This is a genomic window from Lentzea sp. HUAS12 (assembly GCF_024125735.1).
Classification (GTDB): Bacteria; Actinomycetota; Actinomycetes; order Mycobacteriales; family Pseudonocardiaceae; genus Lentzea; species Lentzea albida.
Genome location: NZ_CP099738.1, coordinates 8,297,334 through 8,322,313, shown reverse-complemented (window position 1 = coordinate 8,322,313; position 24,980 = coordinate 8,297,334). Strand labels below are relative to the sequence as shown.

Below are 24,980 nucleotides of genomic sequence, written 5' to 3'. Positions count from 1 at the left end.
TCTTCAGCGACCGAAGAGCATCCGCGCGAGGCGCAGCATCTGCTTGCCCGCCATGGAAGACCGGTCGAACGTCGCCATGTCGATCAGCGACTTGAACTTCAGCTTCGTCACGGCCTTGGCGTAGGCGAACTCGCGCAGCCCGTCCTCGCCGTGGATGCGCCCGAACCCGGAGTCGCCGACCCCGCCGAACGGCAGCCCCGGCACCGCCGCGTAGGTCAGCACCGAGTTGACCGACACCATCCCGACCCGCAGCTCGGCGGCCAGTTCCTCCCCGCGCGACTTCGAGAACACGGCCGCGCCCAGCCCGTACTTGGACCGGTTCGCGAGCCGCACGCCCTCCAGCGCGTTCGGCACCCGGTTGATCACCACGGTCGGCCCGAAGGTCTCCTCCGTGACCGCCAGCGAGTCCTCCGGCACGTCCGTCAGCACCACCGGCTCGACGTACGGCGGCCTGATCGACTCCGGCCCGCCCACCAGCGCCTTGCCGCCGCGGTCGAGCGCGTCCTGCACGTGCTCGCGGATGATCTCGACCTGCGACGGCATGGTGATCGGCCCGAGGTTCGCGTTCGGCTCACCGCCCGGCTTGAGCTTCTTCGCCCGCTTCACCACGATCTCGGTGAACGCGTCGGCGACGTCCTCGGCCACGTAGATCCGCTCCACGCCCGCGCACGTCTGGCCGGCGTTCGACACCGCGCCCCAGATCGCGGCCTCGGCGGCGGCGTTCAGGTCGGCGTCCGAGTCAACGATCAGCGCGTCCTTGCCACCGCACTCGACCAGCACCGGCGTCAGCGAGGTGGCGGCGGCGGCCATGACCTTCTTGCCCGTGCGGGTGGAGCCGGTGAACGCGATCTTGTCGACGCCCGCCGCGACGAGCGCCGCGCCGGTCTCACCGAAGCCGGTGACCACCTGGAACACCGAGTGCTCCGGCACCGCCTCGGTGAACGTCGACGCGAGGAACGTGCCGACGCCCGGCGTGAACTCGGAAGGCTTGAACACGACGGCGTTGCCCGCCGCCAGCGCGTACGAGATCGACCCCATCGGCGTGTGCGCGGGGTAGTTCCACGGCCCGATGACGCCGATGACGCCCAACGGCCGGTACTCGAGCGACGCGCTGTGGTTGAACATCAACATGCCCGACGACACCCGGCGCTTGCCGAGCACCCGGCTCGCGTTCCGCGAGGCCCAGTGCAGGTGGTCCATCACCAGCGCGACCTCGACGCGGGAGTCGTCCGCGGGTTTGCCCGTCTCCGAGCTGATCAGCGCGATGAACTCGTCGGTGCGCTGCGAGAGGATCTTGCGCCACGCGTCGAGCTTCGTCCGGCGGCCCTCGAACCCGAGCCCCGCCCACCAGGCCGCGGCCTCGCGCGCGGACGCCACGGCGTCCTCGACCTCGGCGGCCGTGTGGACCGGGTGGTGCGCGACGACCTCACCCGTGCGCGGGTCCAGTGAGGCGAACCGCCGCTGCTCGCCATCAGCCGACAGCGCGCTGTTCGAAGCGGTCTGCGTCATGGACCCTCCCGGTGTACTCGCCAGTAACCTCGACACTAACGCGTACTCGAAGAACTTTCAGCCCCCCGCGGGAGCCGTCAGGCTTGGGGCAGAGAGGGGAGGACCGCCTTGGCGAACGCCTGCGCCGCCTGGCACCGGTCCAGTTCCTTCTCCTTCGAGGCCGCGACGATGAACTCCACGATCTCACCCGCGTTGCTCTGGTCCTTCGTCCGGACCACCACCAGCTCGCAGGTCGGGAACGAGCCGTCCTTGAACGCCTGGTAGCCCTTCACCCCACCGCCGAGATCGGCCTCGACGGACTTCGAGTCGAACTTGCCGTCGGCCGGGATGCGCGCCGTCTTGAACTCGATCTGCATCTGCGCGCTCTGACCGGTCCACGAGCACTGGTGCAGGCCGTACGGCAACGCACGGGGCGAGGCGCCGAGCACGGGCGCGAGAGTGGCCTTGTCGACGATCGTGCACGGGTCGACCTCGACCGGCGAGCCCTTCGGCGGGCTGTACTTCTGCGGGTTGCCCCGGAGCTTGCGCACCGCGCCCTCGAGCACCGTGCGGCCCGGCTCGCACGCCTCGGTGCCACCGGTGCCGGTGCTCACCTGGACGCGCACGGCCTGTGCGGGGCTCTCCTGCGTCACGGCCGAGATGAAGCACGACGTGTTGCTGAGCTTCTGCTCACCGCTGTTGAGGCCCGCGATCTGCTTCGTCGCGTTCTTCACCTCGGTGGACGTCAGCGAGTAGCCGATGTCCAGCGTGATGTTGAGGGTCTTGCCGCCCTTGTCCTTCATGTAGTTGGAGCAGCGCGTGTAGGAGCTGCTCGTGTACCTCGACGGCGTGCCGACCGCCTGCAGCACGTCCTTGTCGATCAACGCGCACGGGTTGATCAGCCGCAGCCGTTCCGCGGCGAACGCCGGGTCGACCGGCTTGCCCGCCTGCGCCGACTTCGTGGTCGACGGATCGGGCGAGTTCGCGTCCGCACCCGCCTGCACGGTGCGGCGCGGCGAGTTGGTCTTGGCGAGACCCGGCCCGGTGGCGCAGCCGGCCATCAGCAACGCAGCGGCGGCGACCACGGCGGTGGCACGAAAACGAGGCACGACGTGCACGGTAGCGACCTTTGCGTGCGTTCGTGGGCGGTACCCCGACCTTGCCCCGGTGGCCCATGTCACCCAGAGCTACGGGAACGATTCAGAAGATCAACGCGATGTACCTGGTGAAGACCCCGACCAAAGGAGAGACGTGCGAAACCGAATTCGCCGCGCAATCACCTGGCTCGACGCGTGGACGATCGAGGCCTTCAACCCTGTTTACCCTGGTCGTCCCCAGTCATAGCTCCTTGAGCGGCTGCTTGTCCGTGTCCGCGAACTGAGGCCGCAGCGTCGCCCAGGCGGCGAACACCGCCGCCAGCACCGCCATGGCGATGCCCGCCCACAGGTTGATGTTGACCCCTTCGGCCTTCTTCAGGTCGTCGTCGGACGTGAACCCGAGCCCGATGACGACCAGTACAACGCCGTACAGGCCGAAGAGGAAAGCGATGATCAGTCGCAGGTCGAACAACCTCATGGCAGCCTCCCTCAGCCGAAGATGAAGTAGAGAACGGTGGTCAGGGCCAGCACGCCACCACCGAGCAGTGCGGGCGAGCGGTACCAGCCCGCGTCCTCACCGGTGGTGCCGTGCGCCCTGTCCGCCTTGGGCGTGAGGCTGTAGACCAGCCCGCCGAGCTCGCTGTCCGGCTTCGGCCTCGTGACGAGGCTGACCGCGACGCTCACGACGATGTCGACCACGAACGCGAGACCCGCGCCGAGGAAGCTCGCGCCCTGGCCCGGCAGCTCCAGCAGCTCGATGCCGAACGACGGCTCCGAGATCGCGTAGATGAAGATCGCGGTGAACGTACCCGCGAGCAGACCGACCCAGCCCGCGGTCGGCGTCATCCGCTTCCAGAACATGCCGAGGATGAACGTCGCGAACAGCGGCGCGTTGAAGAACGAGAACAGCGCCTGGATGTAGTCCATGATGTTGGACCCGCCGAGCGCCGCCGCGATGAACGCCGTGCCGATCGCGAGCACGCACGCACCGACCGTGGCGAGGCGTCCGACGCGCAGGTAGTACTCGTCCGGCCGGTCCTTCTTGACGTAGTCCTGCCACAGGTCGTACGTGAAGACGGTGTTGAACGAGCTGACGTTCGCCGCCACACCGGCCATGAAGCTCGCCAGCAGACCGGTGATCGCGATGCCGAGGATGCCGTTGGGCAGCAGATCGCGCATCAACAACGGCAGCACGTCGTTGTAGGCCACGCCACCGCTCGTGTCACCGGACTTGAGCTGGGCCATCTCCGGCACGATCAGCGCGGCGATGATGCCGGGGATGATGATGATCGCCGGGATCAACGCCTTCGGATACGCGCCGATGATCGGCGTGCGCTTGGCCGCCGACATCGACTTGGCGCTCATCGCGCGCTGCACCTCGGCGAAGTTCGTCGTCCAGTAGCCGAACGACAGCACGAACCCGAGACCGAACACCAGGCCGACGACGCTCCACACCGGACTGTTGATGCCGGTGAGCTCCGTGGCGGGCCAGGCCGACAGCTGCTCCTGGTCGGTGACCTTCTCGACGATGCCCTGCCAGCCGCCGACCTTGATCAGGCCGACGATCGTCAACGGTGCCAGCGCGGCCACGATGACGAAGAACTGCAGCACCTCGTTGTAGATGGCGGCGGACAGGCCGCCGAGCGTCGTGTACGCGAGCACCACGAGGGCCGCGACGCAGATCGACACCGGCAACGGCCACCCGAGCAGCGCGTCGATGATCACCGCGAGCGCGAACAGGTTGATGCCCGCGATCAGGATCTGCGCGACGGCGAAGCTGATGGCGTTGACGAGGTGGGCGGGTTTGCCGAACCGGCGGCGCATGAACTCGGGAACGCTGCGCACCTTGGAGCCGTAGTAGAACGGCATCATCACCAGACCGAGGAACACCATCGCGGGGATGGCGCCGATCCAGTAGTAGTGCACGGTCGCCAGTCCGTACTGCGCGCCGTTGGCCGTCATGCCCATCAGTTCGAGCGCGCCGAGGTTCGCGGAGATGAACGCGAGACCGGTGACCCACGCCGGCAGCGACCGCCCGGACAGCAGGAAGTCGAGGCTGGAGGAGACGGATCGTCGCGCCATCACACCGATGCCGAGAACCACCACGAAGTAGATGATGAGCAACGCGTAGTCGATCGGTCCCGCGTCGAGCCGCAGGTCCGCCTCGGCCAAGATCGACACCGTCCACCTCCCAAAACTTCGAACAAAGTCGAACAGAAAAGACCAGGAGAGGACATTACTCCAGGTGCAGCGGGTCTTACCCCGTGTTGATGATCACCAAACCACGAGGTGACCCGGGTCGCTCACTGAAGCCGGGAGGCGGGGAAATCAGGTGCGCTGAAGCGCGCTCGGGCCCAACACTGATCACGTGACCGAGCCCCGTCCCGCCGCGCGCGAGTTCGTCGACGGCCTGCCCGCGGCACGCGCGGGCGTCGAGCTCGCCTGCCCGGACTGCGGCGAAACGAGCACGTCCGGCGAACCCTGCTTCTGGTGCCGCGTCTTGCGAACCTGGCGTGCACTGCCGCAGTCCGTCCGCGACGAACTCCGTCCAGCGCTGGAGGCGAGGCAGACCACCGTCGCCGTGATCGAACAGATCCGCACAGCACTGGGCTGCGGACTCAAGGAGGCGGTCGAGTTCGTCCACCTCCCCTACTACCGCGACCTCGGCTAGAAGAGCCGGAACTCGTCCGGCTCGATCCCGCGCAACGCGTCGTAGTCCAGCACCACGCACCGGATCCCGCGGTCCTCCGCCAGCGTGCGGGCCTGCGGCTTGATCTGCTGCGCCGCGAACACGCCCTGCACCGGCGCCAGCAGCGGGTCGCGGTTCAGCAGCTCCAGGTACCGGGTCAGCTGCTCGACGCCGTCGATCTCCCCGCGCCGCTTGATCTCCACGGCGACCGAGCCGCCCGCGGAGTCGCGGCACATCAGGTCCACCGGGCCGATCGGCGTCGGGAACTCGCGGCGCACCAGGGTCCAGCCGTCGCCCAGGGTGGTGACGTGCTCCGCCAGAAGCTTCTGCAGGTCGGCCTCGACGCCGTCCTTCTGCAGGCCCGGTTCGGGGCCCAGCTCGTGCTTGGAGTCCTGCAGGACCTCTTCGAGGGTGATGATCAGCTTCTCCCCCGCCTTGTTCTGCACCGTCCAGATGTCCGGGTCCTCGATCAGCCAGCAGGGCGGGCTCATCCAGTTCAACGGCTTGTACGCGCGGTCGTCGGAGTGGATCGACACCGAGCCGTCGGCCTTGATGAGCAGCAAGCGCTGGGCCATCGGCAGATGGGCGGTGAGTCGGCCTACGTAGTCGACCTTGCAGCGAGCGATGACGAGACGCACCGCGACAGGCTACGGGGTGCGTCCAGCATCCGGACGTTAGGTACGGTCCGTGGCGTGGAAAGCCTCGGCACCCGTCAGGTGTACGCAAACCCGTGGATGACCGTTCGCGAGGACGAGATCCAGCGCGCGGACGGATCGAGCGGCATCTACGGCGTGGTCGACAAGCCCGACTTCGCGCTGGTCATCCCGCTCGACGGCGAACGCGTGCGGCTCGTCGAGCAGTTCCGCTACCCGATCGGCCTGCGCCGCTGGGAGTTCCCGCAGGGCACCGCGCCGGACCGCGCCGACTCCGACCCGCTGCAGCTCGCCACCCGCGAGTTGCGCGAGGAGACCGGGCTGCGGGCCGGGAAGATGATCGAGCTCGGCCTGCTCGACGTGGCGCCCGGCATGTCGTCGCAACGCGGCCGCGTGTTCCTCGCGACCCAGCTCACGGAGGGCTTCCACGAGCGGGAGCACGAGGAGCAGGACATGCGGTCGCGGTGGTTCCCGCGCGCCGAGTTCGAGGCGATGATCTCCCAGGGCGAGATCACCGACGCCCAGTCGATCGCCGCGTACACGCTCCTGCTGCTGCACGAGCACTCCCAGCCCTAACTCCGCTGGAAAGCCGCGCGGTAGCTCTGCGGTGAGGTGCCGGCGATCCGCTTGAACCTGTCGCGGAACGCCGTGGCCGAGCCGAATCCCACCCTGCTCGCGATCAGCTCGACCGGGTCCTTCGTCGTCTCCAGCAGGTGCTGCGCCTGGCGGACCCGCGCCCGGTGCAGCCACTGCAACGGCGTCGTGCCGGTCTGCTCGCGGAACCTGCGGTTCAGCGTGCGCGTGCTCATCCCCGCCTGCCGCGCCAGGTCTTCCAGCGCCAGGTCGCGCGCCGTGTTGCTCTCCATCCACAGCAGCAACGGTTCGAGCTCCGCGCCCTGGGGCGCCACGGGTGGCGTCACGATGAACTGCGCCTGCCCGCCCTCCCGTTCCAGCGGCATCACGGCGAACCGCGCCGCGTCGGCCGCCACCGCGGAGCCGTGGTCGCGCCGGATCATGTGCAGGCACAGGTCCAGCCCCGCCGCGGCGCCGGCGGACGTGAGGAACTGGCCGTTGTCGACGTAGAGCACGTCCGGATCGACCTCCAGCGCGGGGAACCGCGCGGCCAGCTCCTCGGCGCCGAGCCAGTGCGTGGTCACGCGGAGCCCGTCCAGCAACCCGGTCTCCGCGAACACGAACGCGCCCGTGCAGATCGACGCGATCCGGGCGCCCCGTGCCGCGGCCTTCCTCAGCGCCTCGACCAGCGGCCGCGGCACGACCATCGCCGGGTCGTGACCCGGCAGCACGATGGTGTCCACTTCGGACAGCAACTCCAGGCCGTGCGGCACCTTGATCGCGAATGCGCCCGCATCGACCGTCCTCTTCGGACCGCAGACGCGCACCCGGTACCGGCCGACCCAGTTGAACGCGTCGACCCCCGTCGCGAAGTCGAACGGGACCACGCTGTCCATCGCTACCACCGCCACCTCGTGCACGTCCACCACCGTAGCTGGCGAGAATCCGTTGGAACATGGCATTCCAGCCAGTTCTCGACGGGTTCCGGCCCTCCTACCGTTTTGATCACCGAAACGAGGAGTGGCGCAGTGAGAGCTCAAGTGGTGTTGTTCGACGGCTTCGACCCGTTGGACGTGATCGGCCCGTACGAAACGCTGACCGCAGGCGGCATCCCGACCGAACTGGTGTCCGTCGAGGGTGCCCGCGAGGTGCCCGCCGGTCTGGACCTGCTGTCCCTGAAGGCGACCGCCCGGCTCGACCCGGCCGTCGGCCTCGTGGTCGTGCCCGGCGCGGCGGCCCACGCGGAGGACGAGATCTTCGCCCTGCTCAGCGCGGGTGCCGTCACCATCGGACCGGCGCTGAAGGACACGACCGCGGTCCTCGCGACCGTGTGCGGCGGCTCGCTGCTGCTGGCCATCGCCGGCCTCATCAAGGGCCGCAACGCGACGACGAACCACCTCGGCCTGCACGCCCTGGAGGCCATGGGCGTCAACGCCGTCCGCGCCCGCGTGGTCGACGACGGCGACCTCGTCACCGCCGCCGGCGTCACCTCCGGCGTCGACCTCGGCCTGCACCTGCTCGAACGCCTGGCAGGTGCTCAGAAGGCCCTGGAGGTCGAGGAGATGTTCGCCCACGAGCGGCGCGGCACCGCGTGGAGGGCCGCGTGAGCAAGCTCTTCCTCTCGCTGCACGTCCTGGCGGCCATCATCGCCATCGGTCCGGTGACGGTGGCCGCCAGCATGTTCCCGAAGGCGGTGACCACGGCCGGCAACCCCGAGCTGCTGCACCGGATCTGCCGCGTCTACGCGCTCATCGGCATCTCGGTGCCGGTCTTCGGGTTCGCGACGGCCGGCGTGATGGGCGTGACCGGCCACCCCTGGGTGGTCGTGTCGATCGCGCTCACCACCGCCGCCGCGTTCCTGCTGGCCCTCAAGATCCTGCCCGGCCAGGAGAAGGCGCTGAAGACCAAGGACATCAAGCACCTGGCCATGTACACGGGGATCTTCAACCTGCTGTGGGCCACCGTGACGGTGCTGATGATCCTCCGGCCGGGCTCGACGACGGGCGCCTAGCGCGTCGCCACCGGCCGCACCACGATCTCGTTGACGTCGACGGACTCGGGCTGCGAGATCGCGTACGCGATGGCGTCACCGATCGCCGACGCGGGCAGCGCGTTCTTGCGGTACTCGTCCATGAACGACGCCGCGTAGTCCTCGGTGATGGTGCTCGCCAGCTCGGACTCCGTGACACCGGGCGAGATCACGGTGACGCGCAGGTCGTCGCGCTCCTGGCGCAGTCCCTCGGACAGCGCCCACACCGCGTACTTGGTCGCGCAGTACACCGCGGCCGTCGGCGTGACCAGGTGCGCGCCGATCGAGGCGACGTTCACGACGTGCCCGCCGCCGCCGGTGAAGAGCGGCAGCACGGCGGCGAGGCCGTTCAGCACGCCCTTGATGTTCACGTCCACCATGCGGTCCCACTCGTCGACCTTCAACGAGTCCATGAGGGACAACGGCATCACACCCGCGTTGTTCACCAGCACGTCGACACGGCCGTGCTCGGCGACCGCGGCATCCACAAAGGACTGGAAGGACTCGCGCGAGGTCACGTCCAGCGGCGCGTAGGAGGCGCCGATCTCGGTCGCCAGCGCCTCCAGCCGGTCCTCGCGCCGAGCGCCGAGGAACACCTTGTGCCCCGCCGCGGCCAGAACGCGGGCCGTGGCCTCGCCGATACCGCTGGAAGCTCCACTGATCAGAACGACTTTGCTCATGACCACAACACTCGGCGCGAAACCCGAGGCCGACCAGGACACGCTCTCCCCAGGAGTCGCACACCCAGGCAGGGAACGAGCCCGGCGCATAGGCTCGCCAGCATGCTCGGCGAGTTCCTGAAAGCACACCGCGCCCGCGTCAACCCCCACGACGCGGGCCTGCCGAGTCACACCCAGCGCAAGGTCAAAGGCCTGCGGCGCGAGGAGGTCGCGGTGCTCGCCGGGGTGAGCGCCGACTACTACGCCCGCCTCGAACAGGGCCGCGAGACCAACCCGTCGGCGCAGGTCCTCGACGCCCTCAGCCGCGCGCTGCAGCTCGACACCGACGCCCGCGCGCACCTGCACCGCCTCGCCGGCGTGGTGGCGGACGAGGGCCACACGACCGACAAGGTGAGCCCGGAACTGCGGCGGCTCATCAGCGGCATGCACGACATGCCGGCGTTCGTGATGAGCTCCTACCTCGACCTGCTGGCCACGAACGCGCTGGCCGACGCCCTGTACGAGCCGTTCGCGCCCGCCGACAACCTGGCCAGGATGGCGTTCCTCGACCCCGCCGCCACGAGCTTCTACCCGCGCTGGAACTGGGTCGCGCAGAGCACGGTCGGCAACCTGCGCCTGACGGCCGACCCGAACTCGGCCCGGCTGGGGCGGATGGTCGCGGAACTGCGCCGGAACCCGGTGTTCGAGGAGCTCTGGGAGAACCACGAGGTGCGCGGGAAGACCCAGGACGCCAAGGAGTTCGTGCACCCCGCGGTCGGTTCGATCAAGCTGCGGTACCACTCGTTCGACGTGCGCGAGGCACCCGGCCAGTTCCTGGTGATCTACCAGGCCGAGCCGGGCCCGAACGCCGACGCGCTGAAGCTCCTCGCGACTAGTCGGGCCACACGGGAGGCCGCTTCTCCAGGAACGAAGCCCGTCCCTCTTTGGCTGACGGGGACTGGGAGGTCTCGGCCATGACGTTCAGCGCGACCTCGTAGGCGTCCGCCTCCGGACGGTCGAGCTGCGCGTAGATCGTCCGCTTGCCGACGGCCTTCGACGCCCGGCTCCCCCGCGTGGCCCGTGCCAGCAGGTCGTCGACCTCGGCGTCCAGGGATTCGGCGGGCACCGCCCGGTTGATCAGACCCCACTCCACCGCCGTGGCCGCGTCGATCACGTCCCCGGTCAGCACGAGCTCCATCAACCGCTTGCGCCCGATCGACCGCGCCACCGGCACCGCGGGCGTGTGGCAGAACCAGCCGGCCTTGCCACCGGGCAACGAGAACCCGGCCGTGTCCGCCGCCACCGCGAGATCGCACGACGCCACCAGCTGACACCCGGCCGCCGTCGCCAGCCCCTGCACGCGCGCGATCACCACCTGCGGCGCGGACTGGATGGTCTTCATCAGCACCGTGCACAGCTCCAGCAGCAGCCGCACACCCTCTTCGTCACGCGCGTGCACGTCCGCGAAGTCGTGGCCGGCGGAGAACACGGGCCCCTCGGCGGCCAGCACGATCCCGGCCGCGTCGGAGGTCCTGACCTCGCGGAACGCGTCCAGCAGCTCGGTGAGGTGCTCTGCGGACAGCGCGTTGCGCCTGGCCGCGCGGTTCATCGTGATCCGGACGACCGACCCGTCCCGCGAAACGTCAACCATTCCGCGACACTAAGGCTCTAGCCGAGCGAACGCACCTCTCGGATCACGGTGACGATCTCGTCCATGATCTCGGTCAGCTCGTAGTCCTTGGGCGTGAACACCCGCGCCACCCCGCGCTCGCGCAGCTTGGCCGCGTCGTCCGGCGGGATGATGCCGCCGACGATCACCGGGATGTCGCCGGCGCCCGCCGCGCGCAGGCCGTCGACCACCGCGGGCACGACCTCCAGGTGCGAGCCGGAGAGGATCGAGAGGCCGACGACGTGCACGTCCTCCTGCACGGCCGCCGCGACGATCTGCGACGGCGTCAGGCGGATGCCCTGGTAGACGACCTCGAAGCCGACGTCGCGGGCCCGCACGGCGACCTGCTCGGCGCCGTTGGAGTGGCCGTCGAGGCCGGGCTTGCCGACCAGCATGCGCAGCCGCTCGCCCAGGTCGTCGCCGGTGGACCGGACGCGGTCGCGCACCCGTGCGATCTCCGAGCCCGCCTCGCCGGAGGCCGAGGCGCCGGAAACGCCTGTGGGGGCACGGTATTCGCCGAACGTCTCACGCAATGCCTGCGACCACTCGCCCGTGGTCACGCCTGCGCGCGCACACGCCAGCGTCACCTCCACGAGGTTCTGGTCGGTCTTCGCGGCCTCGCGCAGCGCGTCCAACGCCGCTTCGGCAGCAGCGTTGTCGCGGTTCGCGCGCCACTGCTGGATCGCTTCGACGGCATGCATCTCGACGATCGGGTCGATGGTCTCGATGGCGTTCGCGCCCTCGGCCTGCAGCGGCGACGGCTCGGTCGTGTCGAACTTGTTGACGCCGACGACGACCTCCTCGCCGGACTCGACGCGACGACGCCGGTCCGCCAGGGAGGACACCAGCTGCGACTTCATGTAGCCGGACTCGACGGCCGCGACGGCGCCGCCCATGGCCTGCACGCGGTCGATCTCCTCGCGGGCACCGGCCAGGATCTCGCCGACCTTCGCCGCGATGACCGGCGAGCCGTCGAAGATGTCCTCGTACTCCAGCAGGTCCGTCTCGTAGGCGAGCACCTGCTGCATGCGCAACGCCCACTGCTGGTCCCACGGGCGTGGCAGGCCCAGGGCCTCGTTCCACGCCGGGAGCTGGATGGCGCGCGCACGGGCGTTGCGGGACAACGAGACGGCAAGCATCTCCAGCACGATGCGCTGGACGTTGTTCTCGGGCTGTGCCTCGGTGAGGCCCAGCGAGTTGACCTGCACGCCGTAGCGGAACCGGCGGTGCTTCGGGTTCTCGACGCCGTAGCGCTCGCGCGTGATCTCGTCCCAGAGCTGGGCGAACGCGCGCATCTTGCACATCTCCTCGATGAACCGCACACCGGCGTTCACGAAGAAGGAGATGCGGGCGACGACGTCACCGAACTTCTCCTGCGGCACCTGACCGGAGTCGCGCACCGAGTCGAGGACCGCGATCGCCGTGCACATCGCGTACGCGACCTCCTGCGCCGGCGTCGCGCCGACCTCCTGGAGGTGGTAGCTGCAGATGTTGATCGGGTTCCACTTCGGCACGTTCGACACGGTCCACGCGACCATGTCGGTGATCAGCCGCAGCGACGGTCCCGGCGGGAACACGTACGTGCCGCGGGACAGGTACTCCTTGATGATGTCGTTCTGCGTCGTGCCGGCGAGCGCGGACGGGTCGGCGCCCTGCTCCTCGGCCACGGTGACGTAGAGCGCGAGCAGCCACATGGCCGTCGCGTTGATCGTCATCGACGTGTTGGCGCCGCCGAGCGGGATCTGGTCGAAGAGCTGCCGCATGTCGCCGAGGTGGCTGATGGGCACGCCGACCTTGCCGACCTCGCCCTTCGCGAGCTCGTCGTCGGGGTCGTAGCCGGTCTGCGTGGGCAGGTCGAACGCCACGGACAGGCCCGTCTGGCCCTTGGCGAGGTTCCGGCGGTAGAGCGCGTTGGACGCCGCTGCCGAGGAGTGACCCGCGTACGTCCGCATCACCCAGGGGCGGTCGCGTTCGCGGTCAGCTGGATACGGCACAGCAACCTCCCACATCGTCGTTCTCCGGAGCGTACTGGCCGGTAACCATCGCTGCGCGTGCGCTTGCTCACTGAATCGAGACCAATGGGCGCATGATGGAGAGGTGACGGGGATTTACCAGACGGTCGTCGTGTTCGGCGCGCTCGCACTGCTGGCGCTGACGCTCCGGTACTTCGCGGGCAACGACAGGCGGCCCGTGCCGGATCTGGACGGCACGGACTTCGGGTTGCTGAGCGAGGTGGCGGTCGTGCCCACCGAGGAGGCCGCGAACGTCCTCGTGCAGAAGCTGAAGAAGAACGGTGTGCGGGCCACGCGTTCGCGGAACGCCCCCTACCAGGTGATGGTCTGGCCGCAGGACGTCCCGAACGCGCGGCTCGTGCTCAAGAGCTGACGCGCTCCACGTCGGCACCCAGCTTGCGGAGGTTCTCGACGAACCCGGGGTAGCCGCGCTCGATGTGGAAGATCTCGTAGACCTCGGTGGCCCCGTCCGCGCACAGACCGGCCAGCACGAGCCCGGCACCGGCGCGGATGTCCGACGCCCACACCGGCGCGCTGGACAGCTTCTCGATGCCGCGGATGACGGCGTGATGCCCGTCCGTGCGCGCGTCGGCCCCGAGACGGATCATCTCGTCGATGAACCGGAACCGGGACTCGAACAGGTTCTCGGTGATCATCGACGTGCCCTCGGACACCGTCGACAGCGCGATCGCGAACGGCTGGTTGTCCGTGGCGAACCCGGGGTACGGCAGCGTCACGAAGTCGACGGCCTTGGGGCGGCCCTCCATGACGACGCGGAAGCCCTCGTCCTCACCCTCGTACACGGTGACCTCGGCACCCGCCATGCGCAGCTTCTCGAGCACCAGGTCGAGGTGGTGCGGGTTCACCCCGCGCACGCGCACGTCACCACGGGTCATGGCGGCGGCGAAGCCCCAGGTGGCGCCCACGATCCGGTCACCGATCACGCGGTGCTCGGTCGGCTTGAGCTCCGTGACGCCGTGCACGGTGAGCGTGGACGTGCCGGCGCCCTCGACCTTCGCGCCCATCTGGTTGAGCATCAGGCAGAGGTCGACGATCTCGGGCTCGCGAGCGGCGTTGTCGATGACCGTCGTGCCGTTGGCCAGCACGGCCGCCATCAGGATGTTCTCGGTCGCGCCCATGCTGGGGAAGTCGAGCCAGATCTGCGTGCCGTGCAGCCCCTCGGCCTCGGCGACGATGCAGCCGTGCTCGATCCACGTGGTCGCACCGAGCTTCTCGAGACCGCTCTGGTGCATGTCGAGCGGCCGCGACCCGATCGCGTCACCACCGGGCAACGCCACCACGGCACGCTTGCAGCGCCCGACCAACGGCCCGAGCACGCAGATGGAGGCCCGCAGCTTGCCCATGGCCTCGGAGTCGGCCCGGTGGCTCAGCTCGGCGGGCGTCGTGATCCTCGCCACGTCGCCTTCGAGCTCGACCTCGCACCCGAGGCTGCGCAGCGCGTCGGCCATCAACGGCACGTCGAGGATGTCCGGGCAGTTCGTGATGGTCGTCGTGCCCTCGGCCAGGAGGGCGGCCGCCATCAGCTTGAGCACGCTGTTCTTGGCGCCGACGACATCAACTTCGCCGACCAGCCTTGCGCCACCGTGTACCCGGAAATGCTCGCTCACGCGGCAATCCTACGTACGGCCTTAAAGTGCCAGCCATGGCGGTACATCTCACCAAGATCTACACCCGAGTCGGCGACGACGGCACGACCGGCCTCGGCGACTTCTCGCGCGTCCCGAAGACCTCACCACGCATCGAGGCCTACGCGGACGTGGACGAGACGAACGCCTCCCTCGGCGTCGCTCTGGCTCTCGGCAACCTGGCTGAAGACGTCCACGACGTCGTCCGCAAGGTGCAGAACGACCTCTTCGACGTCGGAGCGGACCTCTGCACCCCGATCGTCCCCGACCCCCAGTACCCGCCGCTGCGCATCACCCAGGCGTACGTGGACCGCCTGGAGGGCTACTGCGACACGTTCAACGAACGCCTGGGCAAGCTCGACTCGTTCATCCTCAACGGCGGCACGCCGGGAGCGGCCCTGCTGCACCAGGCCCGCACCATCGCCCGCCGGGCGGAACGCCGGGCCTGGGCGCTGATCGAGGACGACGCCGAGCACACGAACGTCCTGACGGCCAAGTACCTGAACCGGCTGTCGGACCTGCTGTTCATCCTGGCCCGGGTGGCGAACCCGGACGGCGACGTGCTGTGGCAGCCGGGCGGCAACGCCTGACGACGAAGGGCGCGTTCCGAGGTGGAACGCGCCCTTCGGTGTTCAGGAAGCCCAGGGGATCGATCGGCCCGGAGGCGCGGACTCGAGCCAGGACAGGAACCCCGTCAACGCGTCCGGCCCCATCGCGATCTCGACCTCACCGGAAGCCGACCGGCACCGCAGCACCGTCGCCCCCACGGGCATCGCATAGGCCTCGGGCCCGGTCGGCTCCCGCCGGGCGTCGATCTCCAGCCCGTCCCGCGAGATCAGCTGGTTCGGACCCGACCCGAGCGAGAGCACCCGGAACCAGGCGAACTTGTCGCCCCGGTAGTGCCCCACGCCCAGGTGCCAGCCACGCCCGCGATCGTCGAACTGACTGCGCAGGGCGACGTGCACACCGCCCTCGCGCAGCAGCCGGATCCGGCGCCAGGCGAAGTAGGTGATGACGATCGCCACCCCAAGAAGGATCAGGCCGGCAATCTCGGTGATCCCCACGGCTGCGGCCTCGTGCCCGGTCTCAGGCCGACTGTTCCACGGCCCGCACGCGCGCTGCCGCCCGTGCGCGCTCTGCGTCGTCCGCGTCCTGCAGCGCCGTGCGCGCCGCGTCCACGTCGATCTCGCCCGCGAGCTCGGCGTCCTCGGCGAGAATGGAAACGCCGGTGCCGGTCACGGAGAGGAAGCCACCGTGCACAGCGGCGGTGACCAGGCCACCGTCCGTCGTGCGCACGCGCACCACGCCACCCTCGACCAGCTGGCCGAGAACGGGCTCGTGACCGGGCAGGATGCCGATCTCGCCCTCGGTCGTCTGTGCCGAAACAGAGGTGGCCTTACCGGACCACAGGCGGCGTTCAACGGCGACCAGTTCAACGGTCATCTCGGCCACGCGTATCTCCCTCGTCGTCTGGAGTCGAACTGAGTCTAAACGGTCGCCTGACAACCTTGCCGCCCCGCCCGGTGTCAGTACCTTCGACGACCGCCGAAGGGGGGACATGCAGGACTTCGAAGACTTCGTGGCGTTGCGTTCGCAGGCACTGCTGCGCACGGCATACCTGCTGTGCGGCGGCGACAAAGGCGCCGCAGAGGACATTCTGCAGGACGTCCTGATGAGCATGTACGGCAAGTGGCGCCGCATCAGGTCCTCTCCGGAGGCGTACGCCCGCACGGCGCTGACCAACGCGGCCAGGAACCGCTGGCGCCGGCGTTCCCGCAAGCCCGAGGCGCCGCTGGAGCTGGGGACCGTGCCCCCGTCCCAGGGCCACGAACAGCAGGTCGTGGACGCGGACAGCGTCGTGCGCGCGCTGGCCCGGTTGCCGGTGAGGATGCGGGCCGTCCTGGTGCTGCGGTTCTTCGACGACCTCAGCGAGGCCGAGACGGCCCGCGTGCTCGGCTGCGGCCTCGGCACGGTGAAGAGCCAGACCTCGCGCGGCCTCGCCCGCATGCGGGAACTCATGGGTGAGCAGGTGCTGACGTGGAACTGAAGCAGGCGATGGAGACCGCGACGGCGGGACTGGACGTGCGACCGGGATTCGTGGGGGACGTGATGGCCGGGGGACGGCGGAGGCAGACCCGCAAGCTGGTGACCTTGACCGCGGTGGTGGCGCTGGTGGCCGGTGCGACCGCGGGGGTCGTGCTGACACGCCCTTCCTCCGACGACCGCGCGTCCGGCATCGATGCGCGACTGACCGCACCTACGGCCGGCGACCTGTCCTCCAGCAAGGACGACGTGGACCGCGCACTCAACGTGTGGCACAACGCACAGAAGTCGCCGACGGTCGGTGAGGGCATCACGGACTTCTCGATGGCCTCGCACGTGTACTGGATCGGCACCACCGAGGACGGCCCGGCCGCGGTGGTCGTGCAGCCAGTCCAGGTGAGCGGAGTGCCCGAGCCCAAGCCGCTCGTCGGCCTGGTCGCGATGGGCAAGGTCGTGGACCGCGAGGTCGTGCTCGAACCGGGCGAGGAGCGCGGCCGCTACGACCTCGGCTCCCCCAGCGGCACGCAGGTCGTGCTGAGCCTCGGCAAGAGGCTCTTCCTGTCGCAGGACCCCGTGCGTGGCCAGGACGACCGGCTGTCCCGCGAGTGGCGGGAGGTCGCGGCCGACGCGGCGGGTGTCGCGGTGGTCTCCGCGCTGCCGCAGAGCAAACCGGTCTTCGTGCGCGCCGACTCCCCGCCCCGTCCGGACGACTTCACCGCGCAGCCCGTCCGGTCGAAGGCGGAAACCGGACAGGGCAGGGCCTTCCTCCCGCGTTCCGGGCTCGGCTGGTCGACGGTGAACTGCAAGACGGAGTCCGCCCCGCCGACCCACTCCCCCGCGCAGGTGCAGGAGGACCTGCAGAGGCGTGCCCTGCTCGACTTCCTGGTCGGCTTCGACGCCGCCGGCAGCTGGGAGGCCTGCGCGTGGACGCCGGACGGACGGTTCGCGATAGCCTTCGAGGCCTTCGGCCAGCTCTACGGCGCCCTGTACACGGCTCAGGGCACGTTCAGCGCCGGCGTCGTCGGCGGGCCCGCGGTCAAGGACACCGCGGCCCCCGTCCGGCTCGCGCTGCCCGACGGGCAGGGCACGATCGTCGCCGACGCCGGCACCCTCATCGGGCCGGAGCAGCGCGAGAACGTGTGGCTGGCGCCCGCGGGGACGACCGAGGTCACGGTCGTGCGGAACGGGACTCCCACGGTGGTGCCGCTTCCCTAGCAGGTGTCCGGTGTCTGCTGCGGCCCTCGTCGCGGAAGCGGCAGACACGGCGGTGAGCGCACAGCCGTGACACACCGTCGCCAACGTTCGGCCGGGTACGACTAGCCGTGCCACGAACGCCAGAGCGTCGCGTAGACCCCCTCCCTGGCCACCAGGTCTGCGTGGGAGCCCAGCTCGACGATCCGCCCCGCGTCGACGACCGCGATCCGGTCGGCGTCTCGCGCGGTCTGCAGGCGGTGCGCGATCGCGATCACCGTGCGGTTCTCGCGCACGGCCGCGATCGCGCGCTCCGCCTGCCTGGCCGTGGCCGGGTCGAGCGAGGACGTCGCCTCGTCCAGCACCAGCGTGTGCGGGTCCGCGACCTCGACCCGTGCGAGTGCGAGCTGTTGCGCCTGCGCGGGATCGAGCTCCACCCCGCCCGCGCCGAGCTGCGTGTCCAGTCCGTCGGGGAACTCGTCGAACCAGCTCGCGCCCACCGTGCGCAACGCTTCGAGCAGCCGGTCGTCCCCAGTGTCCAGGGCCGCCATGGCGAGGTTCTCCCTGACCGTGCCGATGAAGACGTGGTGCTCCTGCGTCACCAGCACGATGCGTTGTTCCCCCGCCGCCACCAGATCCGCGACGGGCACTCCCCCGACGAGCACCGACCCCTCGGCCGGCCGGTCGACACCGGCGATCAGCCTGCCGAGCGTCGACTTGCCCGCACCCGAGACGCCGACGATCGCCAGCCGTTCTCCCTGCTGCACCAACAGGTCGACGCCGTGCAGCACCTCATGGCCGTCCACATAGGAGTACCGGGCGCCGCTCACCTCGACGCGATCACCGTCCGGTTCCCCGACGGCGGGAGCGGGTTCGACCTGGACCCCGATGCCTTCGACCCGCGCGAACGACGCGGCACCCCGCTGCAGGAACTCGACCCACAGCATCACCCGCTCCAACGGCTCGATGAGCCGCCACACGTAAAGACTTCCGGTGACGACGACCTCGATGCGGGCGCCGTCCGCCGTGTAGAACAGGCCACCGATCAGCAGCACCAACGCCGTCGGCACGGCGCTCACGAAACTGACGACCGGGAACAGCACGTTCCGCAGCCGCAAGGTCCGCATCCTCGCGCGGAACGACCGCGCGATCGCCCCTTCCGCGACCGCCACGAGCCGGTCCCGCAGCCCGTAGGTCTCGATCGTCCGGCTGCCCTCACCGACCGCGGCCGAGATCTCCGCCACGTCGCTGGCCGCCTGGCTCTCCACCAGGTACGCGTCGCGCGCACGGACCAGGTACCACCGCAGCACCCACGCCACGAACGGCATGCCCACCAGCGCGGCGAGACCCAGCACGGGATCGAGCAGGAAGAGCGCCGCGTACACGACCACGAGGTGCACGAGGCCCGTGAGGACCTCGGGCACGCTGTCCCGCAACGCCTGCCCGACCGTGCCGATGTCGCTCGTCATGCGGGTGAGCAGGTCGCCGGTGCCCAGCCGGTCGACCACCCGCGCCGGCAACGCGAGCGTGCGCGTCACGGCCTCCTCCCGCAGCGAGGCCAGGAACCGCTCACCGAGCCGTGTGGACCGCAAAGCGCTGTACCGCACCAGGAGCAGGTGCGCGACGGCCGCACCGAGGACTCCCAGGGCGAACTTGTCCACAGTGGACGCTGCGAGGCCGCCGGCCTCGATCCCACCGACGATCTTGCCCAGGAGGTACGGCCCGACGAGTCCCGACGCGGCGGTGAGGGCGGTGAGCGCGAGCACCACGGCCAGCGCCCGCCGTTCGCCCCGCAAGAGCCTCACGGCCGCCTGCCGCACCTCACGGCGGCCGGCGATCGGCAGCCCGCTCACCGGCCGTTCTCCAGGTGCACGACCTGGTCCGCCTGCCCCGCCCACAGCGGCGAGGACGAGACGACGACGGTGGTCCGCCCGGACCGCCTCTCCCGCACCCGTCTCGCGACCGCCGCCTCGGTCACCGCGTCGAGCGCCGAGGTCGGTTCGACCAGCACGAGCAGCTCCGGCTCGCTCAGCAGGGCACGCACGAGCCGCAACCGCTGGCGCTGACCACCGGACACGTTGCGTCCCTGCGGTTCCAGGTGCGAGTCGAGCCCGTCGGGCATCGACTCCACGACGTCCACCGCGGCCGCCGCCCACAGCGCCTCGTCGAGCGCCCTGTCGTCGTGCTCGGCGACCGAGACCGCCTCGCGCACCGTCCCGGGGAACAGGTAGTCGTCGTTGTCCGCCACCACCCCCGGCAACCGGTCGACCGCATCCCTCGCCAGCGCGGCGTTGGCCGGCACCACGACCGTGAGCGCGCCGGTCTTCACGTCGAGCGGCCCGGCTCCGCCGTCCTCCTCGTCGGGCCGCAGCCGCAGCACGTCCACGACCCGCCCCGCCGACACCAGTGCCCGCGGGATCGTGTCCGCGCCCTCGACGAAGAAGCTGACGGGCACGATCAACGTCGTGACGTACAGGTAGACCGCGATCATCTCCTCGACCGAGATCGCGCCGCTCACCGCGAGCCGCGCCACGATCCACGTGACCACCGCGAGGAACAGCGCGGGCAACCCCCACGTGAGCGCCTGGACCCAGCTGAGCCAGGTCGACACCCGGTACCCGTCCCGCAGCACGTCCTGCGACATGCGCCGGAAGCGCTCCTCGAACGCAGGCTTCCCACCGATCCCGGACAGCACCCGCAGCCCGCCCACGATGTCGCCCGCCCGCGAGCTCAGCTCACCGACGCTGTGCCGGTAGCCGGACTCCACCGCGTGCAGCCGCTGCAACACCGGCCCCGTCACCAGTGCGAGCACCGGCACGCCGAGGAGCACGACGACGGCGACGAGCGGTGAGATCCGCACCAGCAGCACCGCCGTGACGGCGTACGCGACCACCGCCCCGACCCCGGGCCCGGTGCTGGTGAGCGCGTGCGCGATCCGCTGCGTGTCACCGTTCTGCAGGTACGTCAGCTCCCCGGTGGACAGCTTGCGCCGCACCACCCCGCCGAGCCGCGTGACGTGCCGGACGACGACCTGCGCCGTCCTGAGAGCGGCATCCGTGCGCACCAACGTCATCGTGCTGTGCCGCGCGATCCCGACGAGCGCCAGCGCGGCGGCGGTGAGGACCAGCGCCACGCACCACCACACCAGCGCGACGCGATCACCACCCCGCAGACCGTCCTCAATGGCCTGCGAGATGAGGTACGGCGGCAGGATCAGCCCGCACATCCACAACGAGCCCCACCACGCTCCGGCCAGCACCCGCCGGCGCTGCGCGACGACGAGCCACCACAGGTACCGCGCGGGCGAGCGGACGTCGGGCGTGCCGGGGTCGGCGTGCGGAGCATGTCGGGCCATGCACCTGACCTTGCCATCACCCGGCGTGCTCGACGACCGATTTCGCCTTCAGCCCAATCGCACCAACGGCCGTTGCCCCCAACGCCGCGATGAACGCGAACGCGTAGAAGCCCCAAGGGTGAGCCAATCCGGCCGTGAGCAACGCACCGCCGAGCAACGGTCCACTGATCGCACCAAGCCGTCCGACACCAGCGGCCCACCCGATGCCAGTAGCGCGGTTCTCCTCGTAAACCCGCCCCGCATAGGCGTAAACGAGCACCTGCGCGCTGAACACGAAGCACCCGGCCAGGAACACGGCCACGTACACCCCGACACCGGGCAACTTGATGCTCAACAACGCCAGGAACACCACGGCCCCGGCGAACCACCCGACGGCAGCGGGCCGAATCCCGACCCGGTCGGCAACCGCACCGGCGACCAGAAGTCCCACGACAGCACCGATGTTGAGCGTCAACAACAACGCCAGCGCTGTCCCGAGCTCGTACCCGGCGCTGCGCATGATCTGCGGCAACCACGTGTTGAGCCCGTACACGAGCAACAGCCCCATGAACGAGGCCACCCAGAACGCGACGGTCGCCTTCCGCAACCCGGGCCGGAACAACGACCCGACGGCTTCCAACGCGGGCGCCTTGCGGGTGGCGGTCTCCGGCAAGTGCTTGACCATCAACGGAATCAGCACCAACGCGGGCAACGCACCCGCCACGAACAACGACCGCCACCCGAGCTCGGGGATCAACACGATCCCCAGCAACGCCGTGATGACCGCACCGACGTGGTACCCGGTCATGATGAGCGTGGTCGCCCGCCCACCCTGCTGAGGCCGCGCCTCGTTGACCAGCGCGATGGCGGTGGGCAGACACCCGCCGAGCCCGAGCCCGGCGAGGAACCGCAGCACCCCGAACGTGGTCGCGTCCGGAGCGAACGCACAGGCCAGCGTGAACACCGAGAACCCGGCCACCGCGTAGATCATCACCTTGCGCCGCCCGATGACGTCGGTGACGGTCCCGATGACCAGCGCGCCGAGCATCATCCCGACCAGCCCGGCCGTGGACACCACGCTCGCACTCGCCGTGGTGAGCAGCCCGTCCTGCAACAGCACCGGAATCACCGTGCCGAGCACCACGAGGTCGAAGCCGTCGAGCAGGACGGCGGTCCAGCACAGCGGCAGCACCCATTTGTTCACGCGCTTCTCCTCCTCGCTGAGGACCTGGGATGCCGTGCATCGTGCGGCGGAGGAGGCCTGGATCGGGAGGGTGGTTTCCGGTGGCCGGAAAGCGGATGGTCGTGCGGCAGCGCACATCCCGACTGCCGGCAGCGGTGGTGGCGACAGGCGGGGCGGTGGCGTTGGTTCAGGTACCGGAACGCTTGAGAGGTTGTGGCGTGCCGTCCAACGCAGTGACGAAGCCGAGGCGTCCTCACCTCGGCCACCGCTGAACAGCGGTACATGCCCCATCCCACGCGACCCCGAAAACGCCCGAAGGGCCGTCCCTCCACAAAGGAGGAACGGCCCTTCGAAAAGCCGAACTACAACGTCAGTTGCCGGCCAGCTTCTTGGCGTTGGCCTCGACGTCGTCCAACCCGCCGCAGGAGAAGAACGCCTGCTCCGGGAAGTGGTCGAACTCGCCCTTGCAGACGCGGTCGAAGGCCTCGACCGTGTCCTTGATCGGCACGAACGAACCCGGCTGACCGGTGAACTTCTCCGCGACGAAGAAGTTCTGGCCCAGGAAGCGCTCGAGACGACGCGCGCGACCGACGAGGACCTTGTCCTCCTCGGAGAGCTCGTCCATACCGAGGATGGCGATGATGTCCTGCAGCTCCTTGTACTTCTGCAGGATCCGCTTCACCTCCTGCGCGACCCGGTAGTGCTCCTCGCCGACGATCGACGGCTCGAGGATTCGAGACGACGACGACAGCGGGTCGACGGCCGGGTAGATGCCCTTCTGGGAGATCGGACGGGAAAGCTCCGTCGTCGCGTCCAGGTGGGCGAAGGTGGTCGCCGGGGCGGGGTCGGTGTAGTCGTCCGCGGGCACGTAGATGGCCTGCAGCGAGGTGATCGACTTACCGCGCGTCGAGGTGATGCGCTCCTGGAGCTCACCCATCTCGTCGGCCAGCGTCGGCTGGTAACCCACGGCGGAAGGCATGCGGCCCAGCAGGGTCGACACCTCGGAACCCGCCTGGGTGAAGCGGAAGATGTTGTCGATGAAGAGCAGCACGTCCTGGTTCTGCACGTCGCGGAAGTACTCCGCCATCGTGAGTGCGGACAGGGCGACGCGCATACGCGTGCCCGGCGGCTCGTCCATCTGACCGAAGACGAGCGCGGTGTCCTGGATGACACCCATCTCGTCCATTTCCAGCAGGAGGTCGGTGCCCTCACGGGTGCGCTCGCCGACGCCGGCGAACACGGAGGTACCGGAGAACTCACGCGCGATACGCGTGATCATCTCCTGGATCAGCACGGTCTTGCCGACACCCGCGCCGCCGAACAGGCCGATCTTGCCGCCCTTGACGTACGGGGTGAGCAGGTCGATGACCTTGATGCCCGTTTCCAGGATCTCGGTCTTGCCCTCGAGCTGGTCGAACGACGGCGCCTTGCGGTGGATGCCCCACTGCTCGCCGTCGCGGCCGAGGCCGGGCTGGTCGAGGCAGTCGCCGAGGGCGTTGAAGACGTGGCCCTTGACGATGTCGCCGACGGGCACCGAGATCGCGGCACCGGTGTCGCTGACGACGGCGCCGCGGACGAGGCCGTCGGTCGGCTGCATCGAGATGGTGCGGACGAGGTTGTCGCCGAGGTGCTGCGCGACCTCGAGGGTCAGCGTCTTGGCGACGGCCTCGAAGGTGATCTCCACCTTCAGGGCGTTGAACAGCTCGGGCACGGCGTCGCGCGGGAACTCCACGTCGACGACCGCACCGATCACCCGGACCACACGGCCGGTGCGGGTGGTGGTGGCAGTAGCACTCATGTCACTCATCACTTCCTGCGCCACCGGTAAGCGCGGCAGCGCCACCGACGATCTCGCTGATCTCCTGGGTGATCTGGGCCTGACGGGCCGAGTTCGCCGCCCGGCTGAGGTTCCGGACCAGCTCCGTCGCGTTGTCCGTCGCGGCCTTCATGGCCGTACGACGGGCAGCCGACTCCGAAGCCGCAGCCTCCAGCATGGCGGAGAACAGACGCGTCTTCACGTACTTGGGCAGCATCGCACCGAGCAGCGTCTCCGCGCTGGGTTCGAAGTCGTACACCGCGCGCGGACCCTTGGGGGTCTCGCCGGTGTACTCGACCTCCATCGGCGCGATCCGCCGAGCAGCGGGCGTCTGGCTCAGCATGGACTTGAACTCGGTGTACACGACGTGGATCTCGTCCACGCCCTGCGCGCCGTTGTCCGTGCCCTCCAGGAACGCCTGCACCAGTGCGTCACCGGCCTCGACGGCGTTGACGTAGTGCGGGGTCTGCGAGAACCCGCTCCACGCACCGACCACCTCGCGGCGACGGAACTGGTAGTAGCCCTGGCCCTTGCGGCCGGTCACGTACAGCACCGGCTCCTTGCCCTCCGACCGGAGCAGCTGCAGCAGCTGCTCGGCCGCCTTGAGCACGTTGGCGTTGTAACCGCCGCACATGCCCTTGTCGCTCGTGATCACCAGCACCGCGGCGCGCTTCGGGTTCGCGCGCTCCGTCAGCAGCGGGTGGTCGAGGTTCGCCGAGGCCTCGGCCAACGCGGAGAGCACGTTCGTGATCTCGTCCGCGTACGGCCGGGAAGCCGCGACCCTGGTCTGCGCCTTCGCGAGGCGAGACGTCGCGATGAGCTCGTAGGCCTTCGTGATCTTCTTGGTCGAGTTGACCGTTCGGATCCGTTGGCGGAGCTCCCGAATCTGTGCGCCCAT

26 protein-coding genes are annotated in these 24,980 nt (G+C 69.5%); 9 read left to right on the top strand and 17 right to left on the bottom strand.

The features are described 5' to 3' along the window. Positions 1–3 precede the first annotated feature (3 nt). The 4 genes from ND450_RS39000 to ND450_RS38985 form a co-directional block, all read right to left on the bottom strand. The gene (locus tag ND450_RS39000; protein ID WP_253323104.1) at positions 4–1,509 is read right to left on the bottom strand and encodes an aldehyde dehydrogenase family protein; all 1,506 of its coding nucleotides are present in this window, start codon (positions 1,507–1,509) and stop codon (positions 4–6) included. 77 nt (positions 1,510–1,586) lie between these two features. After that, positions 1,587–2,597, bottom strand: a complete 1,011-nt coding sequence (locus ND450_RS38995; RefSeq protein ID WP_253323103.1) for a DUF3558 domain-containing protein — start codon at positions 2,595–2,597, stop codon at positions 1,587–1,589. 229 nt (positions 2,598–2,826) lie between these two features. Beyond that, entirely contained in the window at positions 2,827–3,063 is a 237-nt protein-coding gene (locus tag ND450_RS38990; protein WP_089921560.1) for a hypothetical protein, read from the bottom strand. Between the two features lie 11 nt (positions 3,064–3,074). Beyond that, positions 3,075–4,766 carry a sodium:solute symporter family protein gene (locus tag ND450_RS38985; protein ID WP_089921561.1) on the bottom strand — a complete coding sequence of 564 codons (1,692 nt, stop codon included), beginning with the start codon at positions 4,764–4,766 and terminating at the stop codon, positions 3,075–3,077. A 187-nt stretch (positions 4,767–4,953) separates the two neighbouring features. On the opposite strand from ND450_RS38985, the gene ND450_RS38980 reads away from it, so the two are divergent. Next, a complete protein-coding gene (locus ND450_RS38980) occupies positions 4,954–5,256 on the top strand; it encodes a hypothetical protein (RefSeq protein ID WP_253323102.1) in 303 nt (100 codons plus the stop codon). Here ND450_RS38980 and nucS read toward each other — a convergent pair. Beyond that, positions 5,253–5,912 (bottom strand): endonuclease NucS, encoded by a 660-nt coding sequence (nucS, locus tag ND450_RS38975; RefSeq protein ID WP_253323101.1) that lies wholly within the window; start codon positions 5,910–5,912, stop codon positions 5,253–5,255. The two genes, ND450_RS38980 and nucS, sit on opposite strands and share 4 nt — an antisense overlap. Before the next feature lie 54 nt (positions 5,913–5,966). Between nucS and ND450_RS38970 the strand changes: the two genes are divergently transcribed. After that, positions 5,967–6,503 (top strand): NUDIX hydrolase, encoded by a 537-nt coding sequence (locus tag ND450_RS38970; RefSeq protein ID WP_253323100.1) that lies wholly within the window; start codon positions 5,967–5,969, stop codon positions 6,501–6,503. Here ND450_RS38970 and ND450_RS38965 read toward each other — a convergent pair. Next, the gene (locus tag ND450_RS38965) at positions 6,500–7,420 is read right to left on the bottom strand and encodes a GlxA family transcriptional regulator (RefSeq protein WP_253323099.1); all 921 of its coding nucleotides are present in this window, start codon (positions 7,418–7,420) and stop codon (positions 6,500–6,502) included. The two genes, ND450_RS38970 and ND450_RS38965, sit on opposite strands and share 4 nt — an antisense overlap. A 108-nt stretch (positions 7,421–7,528) precedes the next feature. Here ND450_RS38965 and ND450_RS38960 point away from each other — a divergent pair, with 108 nt between their 5' ends. Together ND450_RS38960 and ND450_RS38955 are read left to right on the top strand one after the other, a co-directional pair. Continuing rightward, positions 7,529–8,107, top strand: a complete 579-nt coding sequence (locus tag ND450_RS38960; protein WP_253323098.1) for a DJ-1/PfpI family protein — start codon at positions 7,529–7,531, stop codon at positions 8,105–8,107. Further along, positions 8,104–8,511 carry a hypothetical protein gene (locus ND450_RS38955; protein WP_253323097.1) on the top strand — a complete coding sequence of 136 codons (408 nt, stop codon included), beginning with the start codon at positions 8,104–8,106 and terminating at the stop codon, positions 8,509–8,511. The genes ND450_RS38960 and ND450_RS38955 overlap by 4 nt, the downstream gene beginning before the upstream one ends. On the opposite strand, the gene ND450_RS38950 is transcribed toward ND450_RS38955, so the two are convergent. After that, positions 8,508–9,209 (bottom strand): SDR family oxidoreductase, encoded by a 702-nt coding sequence (locus tag ND450_RS38950; protein ID WP_253323096.1) that lies wholly within the window; start codon positions 9,207–9,209, stop codon positions 8,508–8,510. The two genes, ND450_RS38955 and ND450_RS38950, sit on opposite strands and share 4 nt — an antisense overlap. Positions 9,210–9,311: 102 nt before the next feature. Here ND450_RS38950 and ND450_RS38945 point away from each other — a divergent pair, with 102 nt between their 5' ends. Next, positions 9,312–10,166 (top strand): helix-turn-helix transcriptional regulator, encoded by an 855-nt coding sequence (locus tag ND450_RS38945; protein ID WP_253323095.1) that lies wholly within the window; start codon positions 9,312–9,314, stop codon positions 10,164–10,166. Here the strand turns inward: ND450_RS38945 and ND450_RS38940 are convergent. Further along, the gene (locus ND450_RS38940; protein ID WP_253323094.1) at positions 10,081–10,839 is read right to left on the bottom strand and encodes an enoyl-CoA hydratase-related protein; all 759 of its coding nucleotides are present in this window, start codon (positions 10,837–10,839) and stop codon (positions 10,081–10,083) included. The genes ND450_RS38945 and ND450_RS38940 overlap by 86 nt on opposite strands. Before the next feature lie 17 nt (positions 10,840–10,856). Continuing rightward, on the bottom strand, positions 10,857–12,851 hold the full coding sequence (locus ND450_RS38935) for a protein meaA (RefSeq protein ID WP_253323093.1): 1,995 nt from the start codon (positions 12,849–12,851) through the stop codon (positions 10,857–10,859). A gap of 103 nt (positions 12,852–12,954) precedes the next feature. On the opposite strand from ND450_RS38935, the gene ND450_RS38930 reads away from it, so the two are divergent. Then, entirely contained in the window at positions 12,955–13,242 is a 288-nt protein-coding gene (locus ND450_RS38930) for a hypothetical protein (protein WP_253323092.1), read from the top strand. On the opposite strand, the gene murA is transcribed toward ND450_RS38930, so the two are convergent. Continuing rightward, positions 13,232–14,497, bottom strand: a complete 1,266-nt coding sequence (gene murA, locus ND450_RS38925; RefSeq protein ID WP_089921573.1) for a UDP-N-acetylglucosamine 1-carboxyvinyltransferase — start codon at positions 14,495–14,497, stop codon at positions 13,232–13,234. The genes ND450_RS38930 and murA overlap by 11 nt on opposite strands. A 35-nt stretch (positions 14,498–14,532) precedes the next feature. Between murA and ND450_RS38920 the strand changes: the two genes are divergently transcribed. Then, positions 14,533–15,105 (top strand): cob(I)yrinic acid a,c-diamide adenosyltransferase, encoded by a 573-nt coding sequence (locus ND450_RS38920; protein WP_253323091.1) that lies wholly within the window; start codon positions 14,533–14,535, stop codon positions 15,103–15,105. Positions 15,106–15,147: 42 nt separating this feature from the next. On the opposite strand, the gene ND450_RS38915 is transcribed toward ND450_RS38920, so the two are convergent. Beyond that, positions 15,148–15,579 carry a DUF2550 domain-containing protein gene (locus ND450_RS38915; RefSeq protein ID WP_089921575.1) on the bottom strand — a complete coding sequence of 144 codons (432 nt, stop codon included), beginning with the start codon at positions 15,577–15,579 and terminating at the stop codon, positions 15,148–15,150. 22 nt (positions 15,580–15,601) lie between these two features. After that, positions 15,602–15,967, bottom strand: coding sequence for a F0F1 ATP synthase subunit epsilon (locus tag ND450_RS38910; RefSeq protein WP_089921576.1), 366 nt, complete (start codon positions 15,965–15,967; stop codon positions 15,602–15,604). A 106-nt stretch (positions 15,968–16,073) separates the two neighbouring features. On the opposite strand from ND450_RS38910, the gene ND450_RS38905 reads away from it, so the two are divergent. Together ND450_RS38905 and ND450_RS38900 are read left to right on the top strand one after the other, a co-directional pair. Next, entirely contained in the window at positions 16,074–16,562 is a 489-nt protein-coding gene (locus tag ND450_RS38905) for a SigE family RNA polymerase sigma factor (protein WP_253323090.1), read from the top strand. Beyond that, complete coding sequence (locus ND450_RS38900; protein WP_253323089.1) at positions 16,553–17,773, top strand: hypothetical protein; 1,221 nt, start codon at positions 16,553–16,555, stop codon at positions 17,771–17,773. Before ND450_RS38905 ends, ND450_RS38900 begins: the two co-directional genes overlap by 10 nt. A 101-nt stretch (positions 17,774–17,874) precedes the next feature. Here the strand turns inward: ND450_RS38900 and ND450_RS38895 are convergent, their stop codons facing one another. The 5 genes from ND450_RS38895 to ND450_RS38875 form a co-directional block, all read right to left on the bottom strand. Continuing rightward, positions 17,875–19,602: an ABC transporter ATP-binding protein gene (locus tag ND450_RS38895; protein WP_253323088.1), complete on the bottom strand. Its 1,728-nt coding sequence runs from the start codon at positions 19,600–19,602 to the stop codon at positions 17,875–17,877. Then, a complete protein-coding gene (locus ND450_RS38890) occupies positions 19,599–21,104 on the bottom strand; it encodes an ABC transporter ATP-binding protein (RefSeq protein ID WP_253323087.1) in 1,506 nt (501 codons plus the stop codon). Before ND450_RS38890 ends, ND450_RS38895 begins: the two co-directional genes overlap by 4 nt. A 16-nt stretch (positions 21,105–21,120) precedes the next feature. Continuing rightward, positions 21,121–22,287 carry an aromatic acid/H+ symport family MFS transporter gene (locus ND450_RS38885; protein ID WP_253323086.1) on the bottom strand — a complete coding sequence of 389 codons (1,167 nt, stop codon included), beginning with the start codon at positions 22,285–22,287 and terminating at the stop codon, positions 21,121–21,123. A gap of 349 nt (positions 22,288–22,636) precedes the next feature. Further along, a complete protein-coding gene (atpD, locus tag ND450_RS38880; RefSeq protein ID WP_218159780.1) occupies positions 22,637–24,073 on the bottom strand; it encodes a F0F1 ATP synthase subunit beta in 1,437 nt (478 codons plus the stop codon). Further along, a complete protein-coding gene (locus ND450_RS38875; protein WP_089921582.1) occupies positions 24,066–24,980 on the bottom strand; it encodes a F0F1 ATP synthase subunit gamma in 915 nt (304 codons plus the stop codon). The genes atpD and ND450_RS38875 overlap by 8 nt, the downstream gene beginning before the upstream one ends.